At 68.7% G+C, this 19,603-nt stretch carries 17 protein-coding genes, 2 tRNA genes and 1 pseudogene; 8 read left to right on the top strand and 12 right to left on the bottom strand.

From position 1 onward, the window contains the following. The 3 genes from VFA06_RS03900 to VFA06_RS03890 all read right to left on the bottom strand — a co-directional run. Positions 1-1,139 (bottom strand): CHAT domain-containing protein (locus VFA06_RS03900; RefSeq protein WP_324838989.1); only part of this gene is annotated, 1,139 nt, incomplete at its 3' end. 31 nt (positions 1,140-1,170) lie between these two features. Continuing rightward, entirely contained in the window at positions 1,171-1,749 is a 579-nt protein-coding gene (locus VFA06_RS03895) for a hypothetical protein (RefSeq protein WP_324838988.1), read from the bottom strand. Next, the gene (locus VFA06_RS03890) at positions 1,746-2,066 is read right to left on the bottom strand and encodes a hypothetical protein (protein WP_324838987.1); all 321 of its coding nucleotides are present in this window, start codon (positions 2,064-2,066) and stop codon (positions 1,746-1,748) included. The genes VFA06_RS03895 and VFA06_RS03890 overlap by 4 nt, the downstream gene beginning before the upstream one ends. Before the next feature lie 447 nt (positions 2,067-2,513). On the opposite strand from VFA06_RS03890, the gene VFA06_RS03885 reads away from it, so the two are divergent. Further along, a complete protein-coding gene (locus VFA06_RS03885) occupies positions 2,514-2,696 on the top strand; it encodes a hypothetical protein (protein WP_324838986.1) in 183 nt (60 codons plus the stop codon). Positions 2,697-2,811: 115 nt separating this feature from the next. On the opposite strand, the gene VFA06_RS03880 is transcribed toward VFA06_RS03885, so the two are convergent. The 6 genes and pseudogenes from VFA06_RS03880 to VFA06_RS03855 all read right to left on the bottom strand — a co-directional run bounded on the left by VFA06_RS03880 (position 2,812) and on the right by VFA06_RS03855 (position 5,550). Then, positions 2,812-3,528: a TOTE conflict system archaeo-eukaryotic primase domain-containing protein gene (locus VFA06_RS03880; RefSeq protein WP_324838985.1), complete on the bottom strand. Its 717-nt coding sequence runs from the start codon at positions 3,526-3,528 to the stop codon at positions 2,812-2,814. 55 nt (positions 3,529-3,583) lie between these two features. Continuing rightward, positions 3,584-3,975 (bottom strand): annotated as a pseudogene (locus VFA06_RS03875) (IS1634 family transposase); the annotation flags it as partial. Between the two features lie 330 nt (positions 3,976-4,305). Beyond that, positions 4,306-4,719 carry a DUF6193 family natural product biosynthesis protein gene (locus VFA06_RS03870; RefSeq protein ID WP_324838984.1) on the bottom strand — a complete coding sequence of 138 codons (414 nt, stop codon included), beginning with the start codon at positions 4,717-4,719 and terminating at the stop codon, positions 4,306-4,308. A 12-nt stretch (positions 4,720-4,731) separates the two neighbouring features. Further along, on the bottom strand, positions 4,732-5,223 hold the full coding sequence (locus VFA06_RS03865) for a hypothetical protein (protein ID WP_324838983.1): 492 nt from the start codon (positions 5,221-5,223) through the stop codon (positions 4,732-4,734). A 154-nt stretch (positions 5,224-5,377) separates the two neighbouring features. After that, a tRNA-Val gene (locus VFA06_RS03860) sits at positions 5,378-5,452 on the bottom strand. Between the two features lie 25 nt (positions 5,453-5,477). Further along, positions 5,478-5,550 (bottom strand) — tRNA-Gly (locus tag VFA06_RS03855). A gap of 196 nt (positions 5,551-5,746) precedes the next feature. Between VFA06_RS03855 and VFA06_RS03850 the strand changes: the two genes are divergently transcribed. Further along, positions 5,747-7,072, top strand: a complete 1,326-nt coding sequence (locus tag VFA06_RS03850; RefSeq protein WP_324838982.1) for a hypothetical protein — start codon at positions 5,747-5,749, stop codon at positions 7,070-7,072. Positions 7,073-7,201: 129 nt separating this feature from the next. Next, positions 7,202-9,616, top strand: coding sequence for an ATP-binding cassette domain-containing protein (locus VFA06_RS03845; RefSeq protein WP_324838981.1), 2,415 nt, complete (start codon positions 7,202-7,204; stop codon positions 9,614-9,616). Positions 9,617-9,647: 31 nt separating this feature from the next. On the opposite strand, the gene VFA06_RS03840 is transcribed toward VFA06_RS03845, so the two are convergent. Both VFA06_RS03840 and VFA06_RS03835 read right to left on the bottom strand, forming a co-directional pair. After that, positions 9,648-10,319 carry an SIMPL domain-containing protein gene (locus tag VFA06_RS03840; protein ID WP_324838980.1) on the bottom strand — a complete coding sequence of 224 codons (672 nt, stop codon included), beginning with the start codon at positions 10,317-10,319 and terminating at the stop codon, positions 9,648-9,650. A gap of 246 nt (positions 10,320-10,565) precedes the next feature. Further along, a complete protein-coding gene (locus VFA06_RS03835) occupies positions 10,566-12,734 on the bottom strand; it encodes a multicopper oxidase family protein (protein WP_324838979.1) in 2,169 nt (722 codons plus the stop codon). 359 nt (positions 12,735-13,093) lie between these two features. On the opposite strand from VFA06_RS03835, the gene VFA06_RS03830 reads away from it, so the two are divergent. Beyond that, positions 13,094-14,038 (top strand): PAC2 family protein, encoded by a 945-nt coding sequence (locus VFA06_RS03830; protein WP_414639819.1) that lies wholly within the window; start codon positions 13,094-13,096, stop codon positions 14,036-14,038. 87 nt (positions 14,039-14,125) lie between these two features. Further along, entirely contained in the window at positions 14,126-14,794 is a 669-nt protein-coding gene (locus VFA06_RS03825; protein WP_324838977.1) for a class I SAM-dependent methyltransferase, read from the top strand. 144 nt (positions 14,795-14,938) lie between these two features. Here VFA06_RS03825 and VFA06_RS03820 read toward each other — a convergent pair whose 3' ends face one another. After that, complete coding sequence (locus tag VFA06_RS03820; protein ID WP_324838976.1) at positions 14,939-15,799, bottom strand: fumarylacetoacetate hydrolase family protein; 861 nt, start codon at positions 15,797-15,799, stop codon at positions 14,939-14,941. 201 nt (positions 15,800-16,000) lie between these two features. Here VFA06_RS03820 and VFA06_RS03815 point away from each other — a divergent pair, with 201 nt between their 5' ends. From VFA06_RS03815 to VFA06_RS03805, 3 genes are all read left to right on the top strand, one after another. Next, positions 16,001-17,326: an enolase C-terminal domain-like protein gene (locus VFA06_RS03815; RefSeq protein ID WP_324838975.1), complete on the top strand. Its 1,326-nt coding sequence runs from the start codon at positions 16,001-16,003 to the stop codon at positions 17,324-17,326. Beyond that, on the top strand, positions 17,327-18,148 hold the full coding sequence (locus tag VFA06_RS03810) for an SDR family oxidoreductase (protein ID WP_324838974.1): 822 nt from the start codon (positions 17,327-17,329) through the stop codon (positions 18,146-18,148). 249 nt (positions 18,149-18,397) lie between these two features. Continuing rightward, complete coding sequence (locus tag VFA06_RS03805) at positions 18,398-19,564, top strand: sugar ABC transporter substrate-binding protein (RefSeq protein WP_324838973.1); 1,167 nt, start codon at positions 18,398-18,400, stop codon at positions 19,562-19,564. Positions 19,565-19,603 lie beyond the last annotated feature (39 nt).

Here is a 19,603-nt window from a genome sequence, read left to right as displayed (position 1 = left end):
TCCCGCTCCAGCTCGCCTTCCGGCGCCTGCCGCTGCCCGGACGCTTCAACCTCGTCCAGCGGCAAGGGTGCCAGCGCGGCGCGAGTCCGGGTCACGGCCTCGAGCGGCGCCAGCGCCGGATCCTGCGCCAGGGTTCTGTACAGCCCCGCGGCGAACGTGACGGCACAGTCGTCCGCGATATCCGCGGTCATCGCCACCACCGCGTCGACTCCTCGGGCTACCAGCGCGTGGGCCAGGCCGGGCAGCGGTCCCTGTACGTCGTCGACCGTGCCCAGCGCGCTGGAACAGCCCGCCAGCACCACCATCGGAACCGGTCGGTCCGGCGGGAACACCTGCGAGACCAGCGTCCTGGCGTCTACGACGTCCTCATCGCCGTCGACCGTCTCCAGAGCGAGGACTCCGGGAGCAGCGTGGCACGAGATGTGCAGGATGTCCGCGGGCCGCTCGCGCAGCGCGGCACCGATCGCATCCACCGTTCCCCAGGTGAGCAGCCGCAGCGACACCGCACCGGTCTCCATCGCCGGCCGCATCGCCTGCTGGATCAGCCCAAGTTCCCGCTCGTAATCCAGTCGATCCAGCCCACTGCGCTCTGGGAACGCGATCGCCACCAACACCTCGAGTGGTGCCCCGCCTGACCCGGCATCCCGAGGCGGCCTGCCGGCCCCGCTCGCGGTCGCGCTCGCCGTCCCGGCGGCCATCCCCGTCGCAGAGTCTTGTTCCACGAGCCGGAAGACCTGCACCGCGCCGTCATGCGCCAGCGCGGTCTGCCGCCGCGAACGGTCACATCGCGCCGGGAGCACCATCGCCTCCCACGGCACGTTCACCAACGCCGGCTCGGCAATGTCGAGAGCGAGCCGCAGCGGTTCCGCGGTCCGCGCCGCATGCCCGAGCTCGCCCGCCAGTGCGACCCCGACCGGCCCGTCCAGAAAGGATTCGCCGAGCCCAAGCCCAAGCTCCCGCCACACCGCATCGGTGTCCTGGCGAAGCTCCCGCAGCTCGCGAAACGCTTCCCGCGCCTGGTATGTCAGTCCACTGTGCTCCTGGGCGACGGACACCGCCCCGCACACGAAGCTAACTCGGCCGGCGTCGATCCGCAGCACCGCCGAGCGGCCGGCACCTGAGTCCGAGCTCATGTCCATCCGGAGCCACCTTCGGTTCGAGCCCAGCGGATTAGCGTACGAGTAGGACCGTCCAGACGGTCGCGGTGGCCAGCAACGCGACGGCGAGCGACTGCACACCTAGCGCGACCCGCAGCAGGTCAGCCATCTTGTCGCTGACGTCCCGGGCGATCGCGATCTGCCGGACGCGCGCGGCGCAGAAGGCATGCGCCAGTTCCTCTTCAGTCGCCTGCCCGACCTGCTGTAGCGCCTCGTCCATCGAGACCGTACTGACCAGCAGCGTCCGTCGAGGCCAGGCTGGCAGCATCGCCGCCAGCGACGAGAGTACGAACCCGACCGCCGCCGCCGCGGCGCAGTAGCCCGCCCCGTGCGGCAGGACCTGCGCCTTGCTCCTCGCCGCCAGGCCGGCGAGTGCGAGCAGGATGGTGACCATCCCACCCGACGAGGTGATGACCGCCCGTGCCCGCGTCTCCAACGACTCGCGCTGTGCCTGCTCCAACTCGAACTGCTGCCCGATGAACTCGGCGACCGCCCCGTCCGCCCTCGCCAGGGCGGGCGCAGGCGAATCCGGCTCGGCCGGTACAGCCGTGGTGACGGGCGAAGACCGGCCGACCTGTGACATGTCGGTCACTGCTGGTCCTGCTGCGCATCGTCGCCGTCACCCGCGCGAGGCTCGCGAACGGGAGGGTCGAGAGACCTTTTTCGCAATTCGAAGCCGACTTCGAATGCAGACTTCGCGGTCCCCAGAAGGCCCCGAGAACCCGCCTCCCGCGGTGCTTCGGCGGGCGCCGCGGCCTCAGCTTCGACGTCAGACTCGGCCGCCGGCTTGGCCACAGCCTGCGCCGCGCGCGCCTGCTGCGTTACGGCACATAACCGGTCCGCGGTTCCCTCCTCGACCGCTGCGACCACCTCGGCCTCCGCATGCTGGTTCTGCGCATCTGTGCTCATCAAACCCCCCTGATTCGGCGGATCTCCCGGTCGTGTGCCGCAGGGTCGCCAGCGAACACCATACCCAGGAAGGCCATGGTTCGCAGACAGTCGGCACGGCATGGGGGGAGCGGATCTGAGCCAGTCGGTTCAAGCGAGCCCGTTTTCGCTGGCGTTATCGGACTCAATGCCTGACACAAGACGCCCGGCTACCGATTGAGCAGTGAGACAAGCGTGCTCGCCGCCACGTGACCTGCGGCGATCACGAGCGGGGTGGCTCTGACGGTTTGAGTAGCCTCTGCCCCTGACCGTGTGGAGGGGTGACAGAACGTAGCGGGACGTTAGTCTTCTGCGAGGTTCTTCTCCCTCTTGCCATGCCTGTGCTGCGTTCCGATCTGCGTCGGCTGGCGCCGATCCGTGAGCCGCATGCATTGTCTGAAGTGTGCTACACGGCTACTGCTCGACGCCATGAGCAACGAGGACGTGGACGGCTGGTGGTTCCCGGCCGAACCATCGGACTTCACCTGGGGCGAGCCGTACGACTGGCAGTACTCCGAACCCACCTACGTGCGCATCGCTGGCGACGGGCTACAGGCGCTCTTCGCCTGCACCGCCGACTCTAGCCACCAACTGATCACACACGCCGAGTAAAACCACCGTGCGCTCGCGCGCTGCAGGTACAGCGGTCGTGCGTATCGAGCCCTGTCGCAGACCGCTGGAATCAGACCGAATGCCCTCGGCACGACGCCGGCAGAATCAGAGCCCTTCAACAAGTGTGTGACGACCGCGAGTATCGCTGCATCGCACTGGTTTCGTCCACAGCTGCCACATTGACTTTAAGCCAACCCAGGGCACATGACCTGCGGTAAGACGGAAAGTGAGGACGGAAGCCGGTGCGATTCACTGGGTCGCAGAACACTGTGGTGCCTGCGGCGCGGCAGTCGCCCTGCAAGGGCAGCGCGATCAGGTTGCCGAAGCGCTGGCCGCCGCGCGCATTGACCGGCAGCAGGTCCTGGGCCGGGAAGAACCGGTCGTAGCTGGACAGCCGCATGCGACCGCGGGCCGCGATCGCCCGGCGCAGAATCCCGAACCCCAGGGCCCGCGCCGTACCGGCGGTCACCGGACCGGTGAAGAAGAGCCACACGTGCGCGCCGTGACCGGAGCGGGAGACCTCCAGCGCGGCGGGCACCCCAGCCCCGGCACACGCCGCGTGGAACGCAACAGCGTCCGCCTGCCATTCGGCGTCGTCGAAATCGCACACCAGCAGCCGGCAGTTGTCATCCGACAGCATCGGGTACAAACCGATGTGCACCTGCCGTGCCCCCGGTGCGGTACGGGCCAGATGTCGCGTCAGCACCTCGTCGGTCAGCGGCAGAAACTCCCGCTCATCCTGCGGACGCTCCCGAGCGCCGAACGGGTCGCGCTCGGCCAGGCTCCACCCGGATTTGCCGCCTTTCGCGCTGGCCCACCGTAGGGCGTACACGTCTTGGCGCCCCGCGAACAGCTCACGGAACAGCTCGAGCTTCGCCTCCGGCGATGACGGCCGCTTCCTCCAGCACCCGCAGGGAGTCCAGCTTGCTGCTCGGCTCGGTGATCCGCGCCAGCACCAGGTGCCGGAACACTTCGTCCCCACCGGCCGCGCTCTCGAACCCCAGCACACGGTAGGCCTGCTCCAGGGCATCGAGCAGGGCGCCCATCCGCGCGGACGTGATCGGCAACGGGCCACCCGCGCGCCGACATCCAGGCCCAGATCAAGCTCACCCTGCCCGGCCGCCATCCGCTGCCGCGCAACCGTCTTCAGCAGCTCCAGTTCCGCATCGTCGTGAGCCGAGCCGATGTGCTCGATATCCCGCGACCCGCGATGGGATGAGTAGACGATCTGCACCGCCGTGGCACCCGACGCCGTCTTCACAGTCCGCACGTACGGCACCCGGCAACTCTACGACCTCGGATTAGTGCGCAAATCCACGACGCCAAACACAGGAAGCCGCACGTCAGCGACCTGCCGACCTCCCAAGCCGCTGATCTTGTCACAAGTCAGGTACCACAGCGGGGAAGATCGCCCCGTGCATAGCGGATAACGCGCGCTGCACGAACTTCGTAGTCGAAGTCGGGCGGAGTCATGGGTCTTCTATGGCGCGACCGCGAGCACCGACGCCACTCAGGCGAGCACGGCGCTCGGCGCGTCGTGTCGCGCACCCTGTGCGTACCTGACACCCAAGCCGACAAGGGCCGCACCCGCTCACGCGTCAGCTGAGGATTATGCGGATGGGCTGCCCGGGCTGCCAGAAACCCGATCTTTAATATTCCCTATTTTGGCGGCCAGGAAATTAGCGGCCACCTCCGGATCGCTTGTTGTCAGCAGCTCTCTGGCATTCCTAGACCAAGCATCACTACGCACCGTATAAATACCGTCGGATGAAACCGAAATAGCTGGCCAGCGTTCTTCCTCGGCGGCGCACCATGCTTGGTCATTCCAATAGATGACCAAATGATTCATCGCGGTGCTTGGAAAAAATGCACGAAGGAAGGGTTGCCGCATTGCCGCCTCTAGCAGTGGCCAAATAATCGGAGAAAACCAGTCGCTCTCCTCATGCGGCGGTCGATACGCCTCGACTAGGAGATTCCAATCGTGCTCGGCTCCCTCGCCATTCTTTAGGGCATCGTCATTCATGAAAACCCTCCGCTAACACGGTGCGTCGCCGCCATAGAACGTCGTCACCGCCCGAGCCGCCGCGTTTCCACACACGTAACGAAGCTCGATTGACGTATTGAGCCCTGCCGCTGTCTTGCCGCTAAGGATCCCAGGGATATCTTTCATGCCCTCAAGATTAAAACTGATTCTATCGCCACCGTTAACCACTCGATCGATCATTCCCTGTAGCGCTGTGTCCGAAGTTGCGCCCCGCGGAAAGAGGTCAGCAAACTGTTCGTCTTGCCATGTGGCTCTATCCTGCGCCACGCCATCCAGCGAGCCGACCAGCGCTTGGACGTCGGCCAACAGGTCATGCACGACGCGATTGCCCTGCTCGAAACACCACAGGCCGCCTACCGTCACGGCAGTGAAGTGGTCAAAGCCATGCTGAACAAGGCGTGCTTCACCAAGCTCTACGTGGACGGCGAGAAGATCACCGAAGCGGAGCTGCGCGAGCCGTTCGCCGTCTTGGTCGGTGCGCACCAGGAGTACGTGATCGCCCAAGCGAGCGTCTTGTTAGCTAACGAGACCACGAAAAGCGCCGGACTCCTCACGGACTCCGGCGCCGACACTACCGATCTTGTCATCCACTCTGACCTGCTGACCTGGTGGGTCAGTGGTTGGAGTAAGGCTGTCGTGGTGGACGATACTGGGATTGAACCAGTGACCTCTTCCGTGTCAGGGAAGCGCTCTCCCGCTGAGCTAATCGTCCTCGGGAACCGGCTGGGCCGGCCGCGAGCGGACGACGGGATTCGAACCCGCGACCCTCACCTTGGCAAGGTGATGCTCTACCAACTGAGCCACGTCCGCATGTGCCGGGTACGTTACCAGTTGGCTTCCGGGGCCCGGCGACGGGTAGAACTGTACCTGATCGCGGGGGCGCTTCGCACATTCAATGGCTGGGGCTCGGCGGGTCGCGGGGTGTGGGGCCGAACGGGTGAGGGTGGCGGCGCGGTGGGGCGCGGGTGCTCGCTGGCTGGTCACGGGCATCCTAGGCTCCCCGGACGTGACGACAGTGACTCCTTCGGACCGGGCGGACGCGATCTCCTCTTCCAAGCAGCCCGCCGCGATTCCAACGCAGCGTTCCGACCGCGCTCTGCGGCTGCTGGTGCTTGGCACCGGTGACGACGCGGTCGCCTTCCGAGAGCGGGCCACGCAGGCGGGGGCCGAGCTCGCCCAGCGGTTCTCCGTGCGGGTTACGCACGTCGTCGCCGAGGACGGCGTCGGCGAGCAGGACGCGCGGGTCGTGCGGGCGCGGACGGCCGGCATCCCGGTGCTGGGGCTCGCGGAGGGCGACCAGTTGCTGGCCGGAGATGAGGTGGGCGCGGGAGCTGACACCGGCGAGGCTCGGGGCGAGAAGGGGGCGGTGGGTACTGGGCGGGGTGAAGGTGGAGGGGGCAAGGCGGGGGGAAAGGTAGGGGCAGGGGTAAAGGCGGGGGTAGGGGTGGAGGCAGGAATCGAGGTGGGGGGCGCAGGTGGGGATGAGGCGTATGAGGGAGTAAGTGGGGAGGGGGAGGAAGAGACTGAGGGCGACCGCGAGGTGGAGCTGGGGACGCGGGAGCCGGAAGTCGAGGCGGATCCGCATCGGCGCGTGGTGTCGCTTGTGCATCCCCGCACAGAGCTGACGCCCGAGCCGACCGAGGTGCGTCCCTCGGACGTCTTCACTGGCTCGGCGCTGGAGGCGGTCCTTCACTTTCCTCCGCTGCGGACGGAGGAAGGGGAAGACGGGGCGAGGCAAGGCGAGGCGGGGGAAGGCGACACTGGCCTGGCGGGTGGCATGGGTGCGGCTGGCGGCGAGGGCGGCGCGCGGTCGGCGTTGATGGACGTCGTTGCGGACGGCTGCGCGTGTGGTGGGGATGAGGTGGCGGAGCGGCGGGAGGAAGGGCTTGCCGGGGCGGGGGAAGATGCTGCGCGGGTCGGTGACGATGTGGTGGGCGGCGTCGCGGCGGAGGGGGCCGGGGCTGCGGGCGCGAGTGCGGCGGAGGGGATTGGGGCTGCGGGTGTGGGCGCGAGTGCGACTACGTCTGGCCGGCGGCTGACGGCTGGCACGGCTGCGTCGTTCGCGTGGGCGCTGCTGCCGCTCGTGAGCATCGGGCTCCTGACGCCGGTCGGCATCGGATACGCCGCGTACCGGCTGCGGTCGCGCGTGCTTGTTATCGCAACGATCTGCTACACGGTCTTCGTTGGCGCCGCGTTCGCCGTCTCGGCCGCTTCGCCGGTCCGGACGGGGACGCACGCTGCGGCCGGGGAGCTATTGCTTGCCTGCCTTGGCGCGTCGTGGCTCGGCGGTACGGTGCACAGCTTCCTGATCCGGCGGCGGGTGTTCGGGTAGGACGTGTATCTGGTGGTGCTGAGGCCCGTGGCGCTGACAAACGTGGCGGACCGGGTGCGCTGAGTGAGCCTTACGGCTGTTTCGCCGATCTTGTGGCGCGCGTCATGGGCCTCTGGGATGATGCGCGGCATGGACGGCACCCACACCTTCGCCGCCAGAATGCTGACACTCCAGGTCCTGCCTGCGGGCTCGGAGCGGTACTTCGACGGGTCGCGGCCGGTCACCATCGGCCGCGACGCGGCTGCCGACGTCGTCGTTCTCGATACCGCTGCCTCCCGGCAGCACGCTGTCTTGCGGCGGGACCCCGGTGGCGCTTGGGTCTTCGAGGACCAGTCGAGTAACGGTACGTACCTGGACGGTTCACGCATCGCACGGATGACCGTGGACCGACCGATGACGTTGACGCTCGGCACGACGAATGGCGCGGCGCGTATACGGCTCGTGCCGCCTGTGCCGTTCGGTGCACCCGACCCGCACACACCCGATCCGCCGATGTACGCGCCCGGCGAGAGCGCACCGGGCGTCTTCACGGGTACGTACCGCACATCGAGCTCGCGAATACGCATCGGGCGCGCGCTCGACAACGACATCGTCGTCGACGACCTGCTCGCCTCGCGGCATCACGCGGAGCTGCGTACCGCGCAGGACGGCGGATTGGAGATCGTCGACCTCGACAGTCACAACGGCACGTTCGTCGACGGCCGCTTTGTGTCGGGGCGTGCGCGGGTGCGCGAGGGTTCGCTTGTCGCGGTCGGACACACGTTGCTGCGACTGCAGCACGGGACGCTGGAAGAGTACGTCGATACCGGAGTTTCCGCGTTCGCGGCACTCGATTTGAGCGTGCACGCGGGGCGTCGCAAGCTGCTGAGTGGGGTTAGTTTCGCGCTGGACGGTGGGCAACTCCTGGCGGTACTCGGGCCGACAGGGGCTGGGAAGTCGACGCTGCTTAGGGCGCTGACGGGTGCTCGGCCGGCCGATCGTGGATCGGTGCTGTATAACGGCCGCGACGTATATGGAGCGTTCGCGGAGCTGCGTAACCGGATCGGGTACGTGCCGCAGGACGACATCCTCCATCCGCAGCTGACCGTACGGGCAGCGCTCGACTACGCCGCGCGGCTGCGCTTCCCCCCGGATGTACCGCGCAGCGAGCGGGCGATGCGGGTCGAGGCGGTGATGCGCGAGCTGGGGCTTGAGCACCGCGCCGGAATGCGGGTGGAGAAGCTCTCGGGTGGGCAGCGCAAGCGGACCTCGGTGGCGATCGAGCTGCTGACCCGGCCCTCCCTGCTGATCCTCGACGAGCCGACCTCGGGCCTCGACCCCGGCTACGAGAAAAGCGTCATGGAGCTGCTGCGCGAGCTGGCCGACGGCGGGCGCACCGTGCTCACGGTCACCCATTCGATACAAAGCCTTGATTTGTGTGATCGTCTGCTGTTCCTCGCGCCCGGCGGCCAGACCGCGTACTTCGGGCCGCCGGAGGACGCGCTGTCGTTTTTCGGGCAGCCTGGCTATCCGGAGGTTTTCCAGCACCTCGACCGCGCGGCGCCCCGAACGGTACGCGAGGCGTTCGCCGGGACCACGATCGAGCAGCGCTACGTCACCGAGCCGCTGGAGGCGCAGCGCGGCCGATTGAAGCTGGCCACGGCGCAGCCGCATGCGCCCGGCCGTAGCCCGCACGCGTTGCGTCAATTGGTGACGCTCATTCGGCGTTACGTGGCTCTTATCGCCGCGGACCGCCGCAACACGCTGCTGCTGATGGCGCAGGCGCCGATCCTCGGACTGCTGATGCTCGGCTCGTTCGGGACCGGCAACCTGAAGCCGGGCACCCTGGCGGCGGCGCAGAACTCGACGACGGTACTACTCTCGCTGATTCTCGCGGCCAGCTATCTGGGCGCGTCAAACGCCATCCGGGAAATCGTGAAGGAACGCGCGATCTTGGCGCGCGAGCGCTCGGTCGGGCTTTCGGTATGGGCGTATCTCATGAGCAAGACCCTGGTGCTCGGCGCGATCACCGTCGTCGAGTCCTTCATCCTGACGTATATCGCACTATTGCGTCAGGGTGGCCTAGCGCGCGGGGTGGTGCTGCACAACGGCCGGATCGAAATCGCGTTGGTGGTCAGCGCCACCGGCCTGGCCGCGATGTCTCTTGGGCTGCTGGTCTCGGCGCGCGCGAGCAACGCGGACAAGGTGCTGACGATCCTCCCGGTGATCTTGTTCGCGCAGTTCGTGCTGAGCGGCTCGGCATTTCCGGTACGCGACACCCCTGGCCTTAACGAGGTCGCGTACGTGTCCGGCGCACGCTGGGGTTATTCCGCGGCGGCGAGTACCGCATCGCTCGACCAACTGCTCGGCGACGGCTGCAATGGCGCGGAGACGATGGGGCCGATGCCGAACGGCGGCATGGGGATGGTCAACTGCGATCCCGCGCATGCGCCGACCGTTATGGCGTGGACTCAGGACATGGCGTTGCTCGGGGCGCTGGCCGTCGTGTGCCTGGCGGGTGCCGGGCTGGCGGTGCGCAAGATCGGGCGGCCGACGCGGCGGTGAACGGCGCGGTCACTCCCGGACCCGAGTGCGGTCAGGTAGTCGGGAAATCGGGTTGGGCGGCCTGGAATCGGGCCTCGACGGTGGCGTAGACCGTCTGCTGCTGCGGTTCCAGGTCAAGCGCCGGAGGCTCGGCCGGTGCGGGAGCGGGCACGGCCCGCGCACCGAAGACCACTCCCCCGGCAGCCCGGGCCATCCGCGGGACTACCGACGTGGTGGTCAGGCCGGTGTCGGCGAGCTCGATGAGCCCGGTGATCCGGCTGCCGATCGCTTCGGCGTAGTCACGGGCACGCGTGACGGCCTCGGCGACCGCGCGGCCTCGAGCTTCGCGGTACACCGGCGAGGCGGTGCGCAGCCGCCAGTGCGGCCCGTCGATTGTGGCGGCCTCGAACTCGGCGATCCGCGCCAGCAACTCGCCGAGTATCGCCAGATCCGCCACGGTGATTCGGACGCGTACCGCACCCGAGTATGAGCGGATCTTCTCGTCCTTACCCTTGCGCAGCTCGGGGGCGACTGACACGCCGGTGGACTCGACCCGGTCGATCGAATCGCCGTAGGAGCGCACGAGGCTCAGCACTTCGTCGTTGCGTTTCACCAGTCGTTCGAACGCCTCGCGCCGGTCCCGCGCCTGGGCGATTATGACGACTGTCAGATCCGCGACTTCCGGATCGACCAGCAGCGTGGCCTCGCCGCGGACGCTGATCACCGCGGGCGACGCCGCTTCGCGCGGCGCTGGCACAGATGGCGCTGATTCGTGGGGCTCGGGTCCTTGGTTCGGGGCTTCGTAAAGCGCTCGCTGCATCGCGGCCGGCTCCTCGCGTGGCATACGACGGCGCGCGGCGGGCGGCCAGTTGGGGCCGTCGCCGCTGGTCGGTTCCGACGTTACCGGGCCGCCACGCGCAGTCACACCTCGCGTTAACCGGGGCCGGCCAATCGTGCTCCAAATGAGACGCTAGGGCAGCACGTCGAACGGTCGCATCATCTCATTGTCTTCGTGGTCGATGATGTGGCAGTGGTAGACGTAGCGGCCGGGGATATCGAAGTAGGCGCGCAGTTTCGTGGTCTCGCCGGGGAAGGCGAGGACGGTGTCTTTCGTCCCGGTCTCCCAGGGCTGCGGCGGTCGTACGGTGCCGTCCGAGCCGGTGCGGCTGACCACCTGGAACTGTGTCTGGTGGATGTGGATCGGGTGTCCGTCGACGGTGAAGTTCACCAGGTCGAATTCGACGACGTTGCCGGCGACCGGTTTGACGTCCACCGGGTCGTCCCAGAATCGCGAGTTCGCGGTGCCGTCCGCGTTGAGCGTGCCGAGGGTGCCGTAAATCGGCGCGCCGTCGTAGAACGCGGAGTCGATTTCGTTGAGGGAGACGCCGAACGTCTGGGCCGGTCGTCCGAGCGGCGCGATGGCGGGCAGGCTCAGCTGGCTGGGCGGGACGGAAGCGTCGGCTATCGCCGCGGCAGAGTTGCCGACGACGATCTTCATCACCTGGCCGGTGGTGTAGTAGTCGGCCGCCATGAAGTCGGTGTTGGGCACGCCGCCGTGGTAGGGCTCGTCCGGGCCCTCGTTGATCAGGTACAGCTGGGTGCCTGCCGGGACGTTGGTGAAGTCGAGGATCAGGTCGGCGCGCTCGGCCGGTGCGATGATCGCCTCGTCGAGCTGCGCGGGGGCCGGGAGGAAGCCGCCGTCGGAGCCGATCTGCCAGATCGGGAGGGCGGCGCTGGCCGGCCGGTCGGCCAGCGGGTTGGTGACCACTTTGAGCAGGTACGTGCGCGCGTTGGAGGAGTTGAGCACGCGCAGCCGGTAGCGGCGGCGCGCGACGTGCCACACCGGCCAGAGCGCGCCGTTCACCGCCACGGTGTTCGCGAAGTACTCCGGGTTCCAGTAGGGCGGCGTGTCGGTGGTCGGAATCCACGGGCCGCCGGCGGTCGTGTCGCCGAAGAACGTGCGGCTGTCCGGGAAGAACAGCGAGCCGTCCTTGTTGAAGCTGCGGTCTTGCAGCACCATCGCGATTTCGTGCGTGCCGGAGGGCAGGACGCCGGCCGGAAGGTCGGCAGGGCCGCCACGCAGCAGGTAGAAGCCGGACAGGCCGGACTGTACGTTGACGCGCGTCATACCGAGCGCGTGGTCGTGGTACCACATCGCGGTCGCGCGTTGGTCATTCGGATACTGATAGGTAGAGGAACCCGGCTGCCAGGCGACACCGTATCGCTGTGCGGCCTCGGCCTTGTATTGGTCGTAGACGGTGCCGACGGCCGCGTATCCGGCCGGGATGTTGCTTGCGGCGGGCAGCGTCCACGCCTGGGGGTAGCCGTCGCTTTCCTCGGTGACGTGGGCTCCGTGCAGGTGGGTGACCAGCGGGACGGGGCCGGTGTACGGCGGCGGCGTCGAGGTGAACGTGGTGTGCGAGTCGCGGCCGCTGACGCCTCCGGGCGGGTTCGCCCAGTGCAGGGTCGGGTCAACGGTGAACAGGTGTGGCAGGTACCTTCCACTGCTGTCGACGAGCTGGTTGGCCCAGGTGACACGGACCGGCCGGCCGTACTTGGCCTCGATGGTGAAGGCCGGGGCGTGGAAGGTTCCGGTCGAGGACGGCGCGCCGTAACCCCAGACGGTCGTGCTCGGGTATCCGGCGGGCAGCATCTGCTGGGTGAACTGACGGCTGGCGATGACGTACGTGTCGACTGGTGCGCCGTTGTAGCTGGCGGAGCCGGTGGACGGCATCACGCCGAGGCGCGGGAGCGCGGTGACGTATTTCGGGATGGTGAGCGGGTCGAGGCTGCCGCCGGGGACCGGGTTGGGCGTGGACATGGCCATCACCGCGCGGCGCGCCGCGGCGTTGCGCACGGTGACGGGTGCTGCCGCACGTCCGCGCGGCAGCGCGAACGCAGTACCGCCGGCGATGATCATTCCGCCGACGCCGAGAAGAGTGCGCCGGGTGAGGAGGACCGGTTGGCGCGTGGGCTCGGCCGCCGAGTCCTCCGCGTCCTCGTCGAGAGCGTCGCCGCCGACGGTGTTCTCAACGCCAGGTGCGGATAGGTCATCGAGCGACTGCGTATTGTCCAGTGGGAGTGGGTTGTCGGGCGCTTCGGCCGCAGCGGGCGTGTCAGGTTCGAGGGAGTCTGACATAACGTGTTCTCCTGGTCCGCCAGAGAGCCGCTGGAGACAGCGTCGCGTCCGTCCTGGGTACGGAGCGATTTCGAACACTGCTGTCCATCGGCAGTCCAGTGGCGGGCGGCGGGAATGCAAAGAGGCTAAGTACTCCACGCGGCGTGGGCGGACCGGCCCCGCGTCATCGACCAAGGACTCCACGCGCCGGCGCGCGAGGCTGGAATGGGCAACGGGGCCCTGATGTTGGCAGACTGTTAGCCGGTGTGCCATTCGGCGGGTGACCGCGCGGGCGGCGACAGCGGGACGCGATGACGGATGGGACGGAACCGACCGTGGGCGAGCCACTCTACGAGCTGGACCAAGCTGGGCTGGACGCGATGGCCGAGGCGCGGGCGGGCTCCTCCGGGGGCTCCGGACAGGGCGGCGACCTGGTGCTGCTGTACCACTTCGAGGGCTTCATGGACGCCGGGCACGCCGCCGAGCAGGTCGTCGACCACGTGCTCAGCGAGAAGTTCCAGTTCGAGGGGGTCGGCGAGGACGGGCAGCCGGGCAACCCGGTGGTGGCCAGGTTCGACACGGACCGGCTGGTGGACTATCGGGCGCAGCGTCCGACGATGACTTTCGACACCGACCACTGGTCCGCCTACGAGGCGCCGACGCTGGACGTGAAGCTGGGCCGCGACGCGATCGGCACACCGTTCCTGGTCATGTACGGCCCCGAGCCGGACACCGAGTGGGAGCGGTTCACCAGGGCGATGATCGACATGGTGGACAAGCTGGGCGTGACACTGTCGGTCAACTTCCACGGCATCCCGTTCGCGGTGCCGCACACCCGCCCCACCACGCTGATCCCGCACGGCAACCGGCAGGACCTGCTGGCCGGGTACACCGCGTGGTTCGACCGGGCGCAGGTGCCGGGCTCCGCGATGGCGCTGACCGAGTACCGGCTCAGCCAGCAGGGGCACGCGGTGCTCGGCCTGGCCGCGCAGATCCCGCACTACATCTCCCGTTCGCCGTACCCGGCGGCGGCGGTGCGCATCCTGGAGGCGATCACCTCGGCGACCGGCCTGGTGCTGCCGGCGCAGGAGCTGCACACGCAGGCGCAGCGGGTCGAGGCGGAGATCGAGGCGCAGGTGGCGCAGGGCGATGACGATCTGCGTTCGATGATCCACGGGCTCGAGGTGCAGTACGACACCGTGGCCGGGTCCACGCCGCAGACCAACCTGCTCGCCGACCAGGCCGTGCAGATCCCGACCGCCGAGGAGCTGGCCAGGCAGTTCGAGCAGTTCCTCGCCGAGCAGGACCGCGACACGGATCACTGACGGACCGGCCCGCCGACGTCGCCGCGGCAACGGCGGCGGGCCGATTAATCCGTGGTCCGCGCGGCGGCCGATGAATAGGCTGCGGGCGTGACCGCGGAACAAGACTGGCTCGCCTGGCACGAGCGATACGAGGACCCCGCCTCCTGGCTCGCCCGGCGGCTGGTCGTGGTGCAGGACCGCATCACGCGCGCCCTCGACGCCGCGGCGCCGGGCCCGATCAAGGCGCTGTCGATGTGCGCGGGCCAGGGCCGAGACCTGCTCGGCGTGCTCGAGAACCATCCGCGCCGCGACGACGTCACCGCGGTACTGGTCGAGCTGGACCCGCGCAACGCGGACGCGGCCCGGCAGCGGGTGCGCGACCTCGGCCTGGCCGGCATCGAGGTGGTGACCGGCGACGCCGCGCTCACCGACAACTACCTGGCCTACGCCCCAGCCGACCTGGTGCTCGCCTGCGGCATCTTCGGCAACATCACCAACGAGGACATCCGCCGCACGATCGGCTACTGCGCGGCGCTGTGCGCTCCCGGCGGCACGACCGTCTGGACGCGGCACCGCAAGGAGCCGGACCTGGTCCCGCAGATCTGCGACTGGTTCGCGCAGAGCGGATTCGAGCTCGAATTCGTCACCGAGCCGGGCGACTTCGGCGTGGGCGTGCACCGCCGCCGGGCGGACGCGCCGCCGAAGGCGCTCGAACCCGGCGAGACGATGTTCACCTTCCTCGGCTATCTCACCATGGCCCAGCGCGGCTGCGAGTAGCCGGCGGCCTCACTCAGAGCCGGACTTCCCGCCGCCGTTCCACGACGAGGCGAGCACCGTCGCCGTGACCCGGGCGCCGAGTTCGCGCGCGAGCCGCTGCATGCCCGGATCATGGCACGACTGACTATCGGCCGGAGTACTTCGTCAGGGCGCTGGGACGAAAGTCACCCGCTGCGAGCCGAGGCCGGAGATGCCGAGCTCCACCACGTCGCCGGGCTTGAGGTAGTCCTCGGCGCGGCCGGTGGCCAGTGCGACGCCGCCCGGTGTGCCGGTGTTGATCAGGTCTCCGGGTTCGAGGACCATGAACCGGCTGACGTAGCGGATGATCTCCCCGACGCCGAAGATCAGGTTCTTGGTGTTCGAGCTCTGCCGGCGCTGCCCGTTCACGTCGAGCCACAGGTCCAGCGCGCCGGGGTCGGGCACCTCGTCGGCGGTGACCAGGTACGGGCCGGCCGGGTTGAAGGTCTCGCAGCTCTTGCCCTTGTCCCAGGTGCCGCCGCGCTCCAGCTGGAATTCGCGCTCTGAGACGTCGTTGCAGACCAGGTAGCCGGCGACGGCGGCGAGGCCTTCCCGCGCCGACTCCAGGTAGCGGGCCCTGGCGCCGATCAGCACGCCGAGTTCGACCTCGTAGTCGGTCTTCGTGGAGCCGCGCGGGATGCGCACCTCGTCGTTCGGGCCGACCACCGTGTCAGGGGCCTTCATGAAGACGACCGGCTCCTTGGGGATCTCGGCCCCGGTCTCGGCGGCGTGGTCGGCGTAGTTCAGGCCGATGCAGACGATCTTGCCAGGGCGCGGAACGGGGGCGCCGACGCGCACGCCCTGCGGCATGGGCACGGCCTCGGCCGCGCGCTCGGCCACCGCGGCGCGCAGCCTGTCGAGTCCGCCGCCGGCCAGGAAGTCCGGGGTGAAGTCGGTGGTCAGGTCGGAGACGTCCAGGACCAGGTTTCCGTCGAGGGCCACGTACGGGCGCTCGCGGCCGGGTTCGCCGATGCGCAGAAGCTTCATGCAGCGGACTCTACTGGCAGCGCGTGTCATCCGACCATTCTTGCGGGCACGAAAGAACCTATATCGGGACGCTCCGGCGCGGTTCTCGGACGCTTACCGGTTCGACACTGGACAACGCCGAAAGCGCGGGCGTATACATCGGATGACTGCTGCTGGACGATCGGTCTCCGTGCGCGGGGATCGCCGAAGGGGTTACGCCGCATGGCCCGCGCCGCCCTCATCACCACGCTCGACTGCCTCGACCTGCGCTTCCCGACCTCGGCGACGCTGGACGGCTCGGACGCGATGAATCCGGACCCCGACTATTCGGCCGCGTATGTCATCCTGCGCACCGATGACACCGACGGCTTGGAAGGACACGCCTTCTGCTTCACCATCGGCCGGGGCAACGACGTGGTCACCGCCGCGATCGGCGCGCTGCGCCCGTTCGTCGTCGGCCGGCCGCTCGACGAGGTGCTCGACCACCTCGGCCGGTTCAGCGCGGAGCTGGTCGGCGACAGCCAGCTGCGCTGGCTCGGCCCGGAGAAGGGCGTCATGCACATGGCGATCGGCGCCGTGGTCAACGCCGCCTGGGACCTGGCCGCCAAGCGCGCGGGCAAGCCGGTGTGGAAGCTGCTGAGCGACCTGACCCCGAAGCAGCTGGTCGGCCTGGTCGACTTCCGCTACCTGGTCGACGCGCTCTCCCCGGAGGAGGCGCTGGAGTTGCTCGAGGCGGCCGAGCCGGGGCGGGCTGAGCGCGAGAGGATCCTGCTGCGGGACGGGTACCCGGCGTACACGACCTCCCCCGGCTGGCTCGGCTACGACGACGCGAAGGTGACCCGGCTGGCCCGCCAGGCGGTGGCGGACGGGTTCACCCAGATCAAGCTGAAGGTCGGCGCCTCGCTGACCGACGACGTGCGCCGGTTCCGGGCCGCGCGTGAAGCGGTCGGTCCGGCGGTGCGCATCGCGGTCGACGCGAATCAGCGCTGGAACGTGAACGAGGCGATCGCCTGGATGGGCGCGCTCGCCGAGTTCGATCCGTACTGGATCGAGGAGCCGACCAGCCCGGACGACGTGCTCGGGCACGCCGCGATCCGCCGCGGGGTCTCGCCGGTCAAGGTGGCGACCGGCGAGCACGTGCAGAACCGGGTCGTGTTCAAGCAGCTGCTGCAGGCCGACGCGGTAGACATCGTGCAGATCGACGCGGCCCGCGTCGGCGGGGTCAACGAGAACGTCGCGATCCTGTTGCTGGCGGCCAAGTTCGGCGTTCCGGTGTGCCCGCACGCCGGCGGCGTCGGCCTGTGCGAGCTGGTGCAGCACCTGTCGATGTTCGACTTCGTCGCGGTGACCAGCCGGATGGAGGACCGGGTGATCGAGTACGTGGACCACCTGCACGAGCACTTCGCCGACCCGGTGCGGATCAAGGGCGGGCGGTATCAGGCCCCTACCCGGCCCGGATTCGGCGCGGAGATTTTGCCGGTCAGCCGGGCGCGGTATCTGTTCCCGGACGGCCCGGTGTGGCAGGAGCGGATGGAGGCGGTGCAGTAGATGAGCGAGGCAGCGGACCAGGGCGCGGATTCCGCGGCGGGCTCGCGCGATTTCGCGGGCCTGGCGGCCGTGGTCACCGGCGGCGCGTCGGGAATCGGCGCCGCGACGGCCGCGCTGCTGGCCGAGCGGGGCGCGCGGGTCGCGGTGCTGGACCTGGCGATCGGCGAGGCCGAGCGCAAGAACGAGTCGCCGTCGTGGATCTGCGTACCGGCGGACGTGACGGACGACGACTCGGTGCGCGCGGCGATCGCCGAGGTCGTCGCCGTGTTCGGCGGCATCGACGTGCTGGTCAACAACGCGGGCGTCGGCGCGATCGGCACCGTGGAGGACAACGACGACGCCGAGTGGCAACGCGTGTTCGACGTGAACGTCTTCGGCATGGTCCGCACGGCCCGCGCTGCCCTCCCCCACCTGCGCAGATCGTCGCACGCCGCGATCGTCAACACGTGTTCGATCGCTGCGACCGCGGGACTGCCGCAGCGCGCGCTGTACTCGGCGACCAAGGGAGCGGTGCTCTCGCTGACCCTGGCCATGGCCGCGGACCATGTGCGCGAAGGCGTACGGGTCAACTGCGTGAACCCGGGCACCGCGGACACGCCCTGGGTCAGCAGGCTCCTGGACCAGTCACCGGACCCGGCGCGGGAGCGCGCCGCGCTGGAGGCCCGCCAGCCGCTCGGCCGCCTCGTCTCCGCGGCGGAGGTCGCCGGCGCGATCGCGTATCTGGCCAGCCCGCTGTCCGGATCCACGACCGGCACGTCCCTGGCCGTGGACGGCGGCATGGCCGGGCTGCGGCTGCGGCCGCCGGGGGCCGGGACCCGATGACTGGCCACCCGGTCAGTGCTCCGATCTCCGGTCGGTGTGCTGGCTGGATGCCGCCTGCGGGCGAACTGTCGAATGATCATCGAACGTCCAAATCAGCAGCACCACCGACCTCACCGCTGAACTTCATATCGCTTTCATCTCGAACGTTGACTGGCCAATTCATCCGACCTATGTTGCAGTCCGAGTAAGGGCGATCTCGCTCAGCCCGGTTCCATTCGATTCTCAGCGCCGAGACTCCAGGAGAAACCGTTGGACCGTCACCCCGCGCCGCGCCGAGCGCGGCACACATCACGCATCGCAGCGGTCGCGGCGGCGCTGACCCTCGCCGCCGCCGGCTGCGGATCCCACACCACCAACAACAACCCGGGCACCTCCTCGGGCGGGCAGATCAAGATCGGCGTCGCGCTGACCTACAACAACACCGCGTTCTGGGCCGCCTACATCAACTACGAGAAGCAGTACGCCGACCAGGACAAGGTCCAGCTGATCGGCCCGCTGCTGGCCCAGGCCGACGCCTCGCTGCAGAACCAGCAGATCGAGGAGCTGGTGAACCAGGGCGCGCAGGCGATCATCGTCAACCCGGAGACGGCGACCAGCCTCGGCCCGGCGATCAACTACGCGAACGCGCACCACGTGCAGCTGGTGTCGGTGGACACCATCGTGGGCGTCGGGCACGTGTACATGGTCGTGCGGGCGTCGAACACGCTCTACGGCCAGGACGCCTGCGCGTACATCACCAGCAAGGTGCAGTCCGGATACGTGCTCGATCTCGAGGGCGACCTCGCCTCCTCCAACGGAGGCGACCGCTCGACCTCGTTCGAGAGCTGCGTCGCGCAGAACGCGCCCGCTGTCAAGCTCTTGAAGGAGCCGACGAACTGGACCGAGGCGACCGCCGTCAGCGACGCGCAGAACGCGGTCAACGCCTACGGTTCGCAGCTCAAGGCGATCTACGCGCAGTGGAGCAGCCCTGACACGGGCATCATCCCGCTGTTGCAGTCCAAGGGCTACGGCAAGGTCGGCGCGGCCAACCACGTCATCCTGATCAGCGACGACGGCGTTCCGTTCGAGATGTGCGACATCCAGAAGGGCACGCTGGACGCCGCGCAGTCGCAGCCGGCGAACCTTTACGCGCAGTATGCCCTGCAGTACGCGATCGACGCGGCCAAGGGCGTGACGCACAAGGAGGGCGACCCGGGCGGCGGCGCGCCGACGCTGCAGAACGTGACGTACAACGGCGACACCAACCTCGCCGACCCGATCGTCGCGCCGTTCGTCACCGCGACCCAGCAGACGATCAACATCGCCAAGCCGGTCGACGGCCTGCCGAACACGTTGACGACAACCCCCGTGACGGACTCCACGTTGTGGGGCAACGTATACGGCGCGGCACACGGCGGCGTGTGCGCGAGTTCCTGATCGCCGACGTCGCGGACACACGAATGCGGCGCGGGCCGC

The sequence above is a fragment of the Actinocrinis sp. genome, from assembly GCF_035653575.1.
In the GTDB taxonomy this organism is placed as follows: Bacteria; Actinomycetota; Actinomycetes; order Streptomycetales; family Catenulisporaceae; genus Actinocrinis.
Note: the sequence above shows the minus strand (reverse complement) of the source record. Positions and strands in the feature narration are given on the sequence as shown.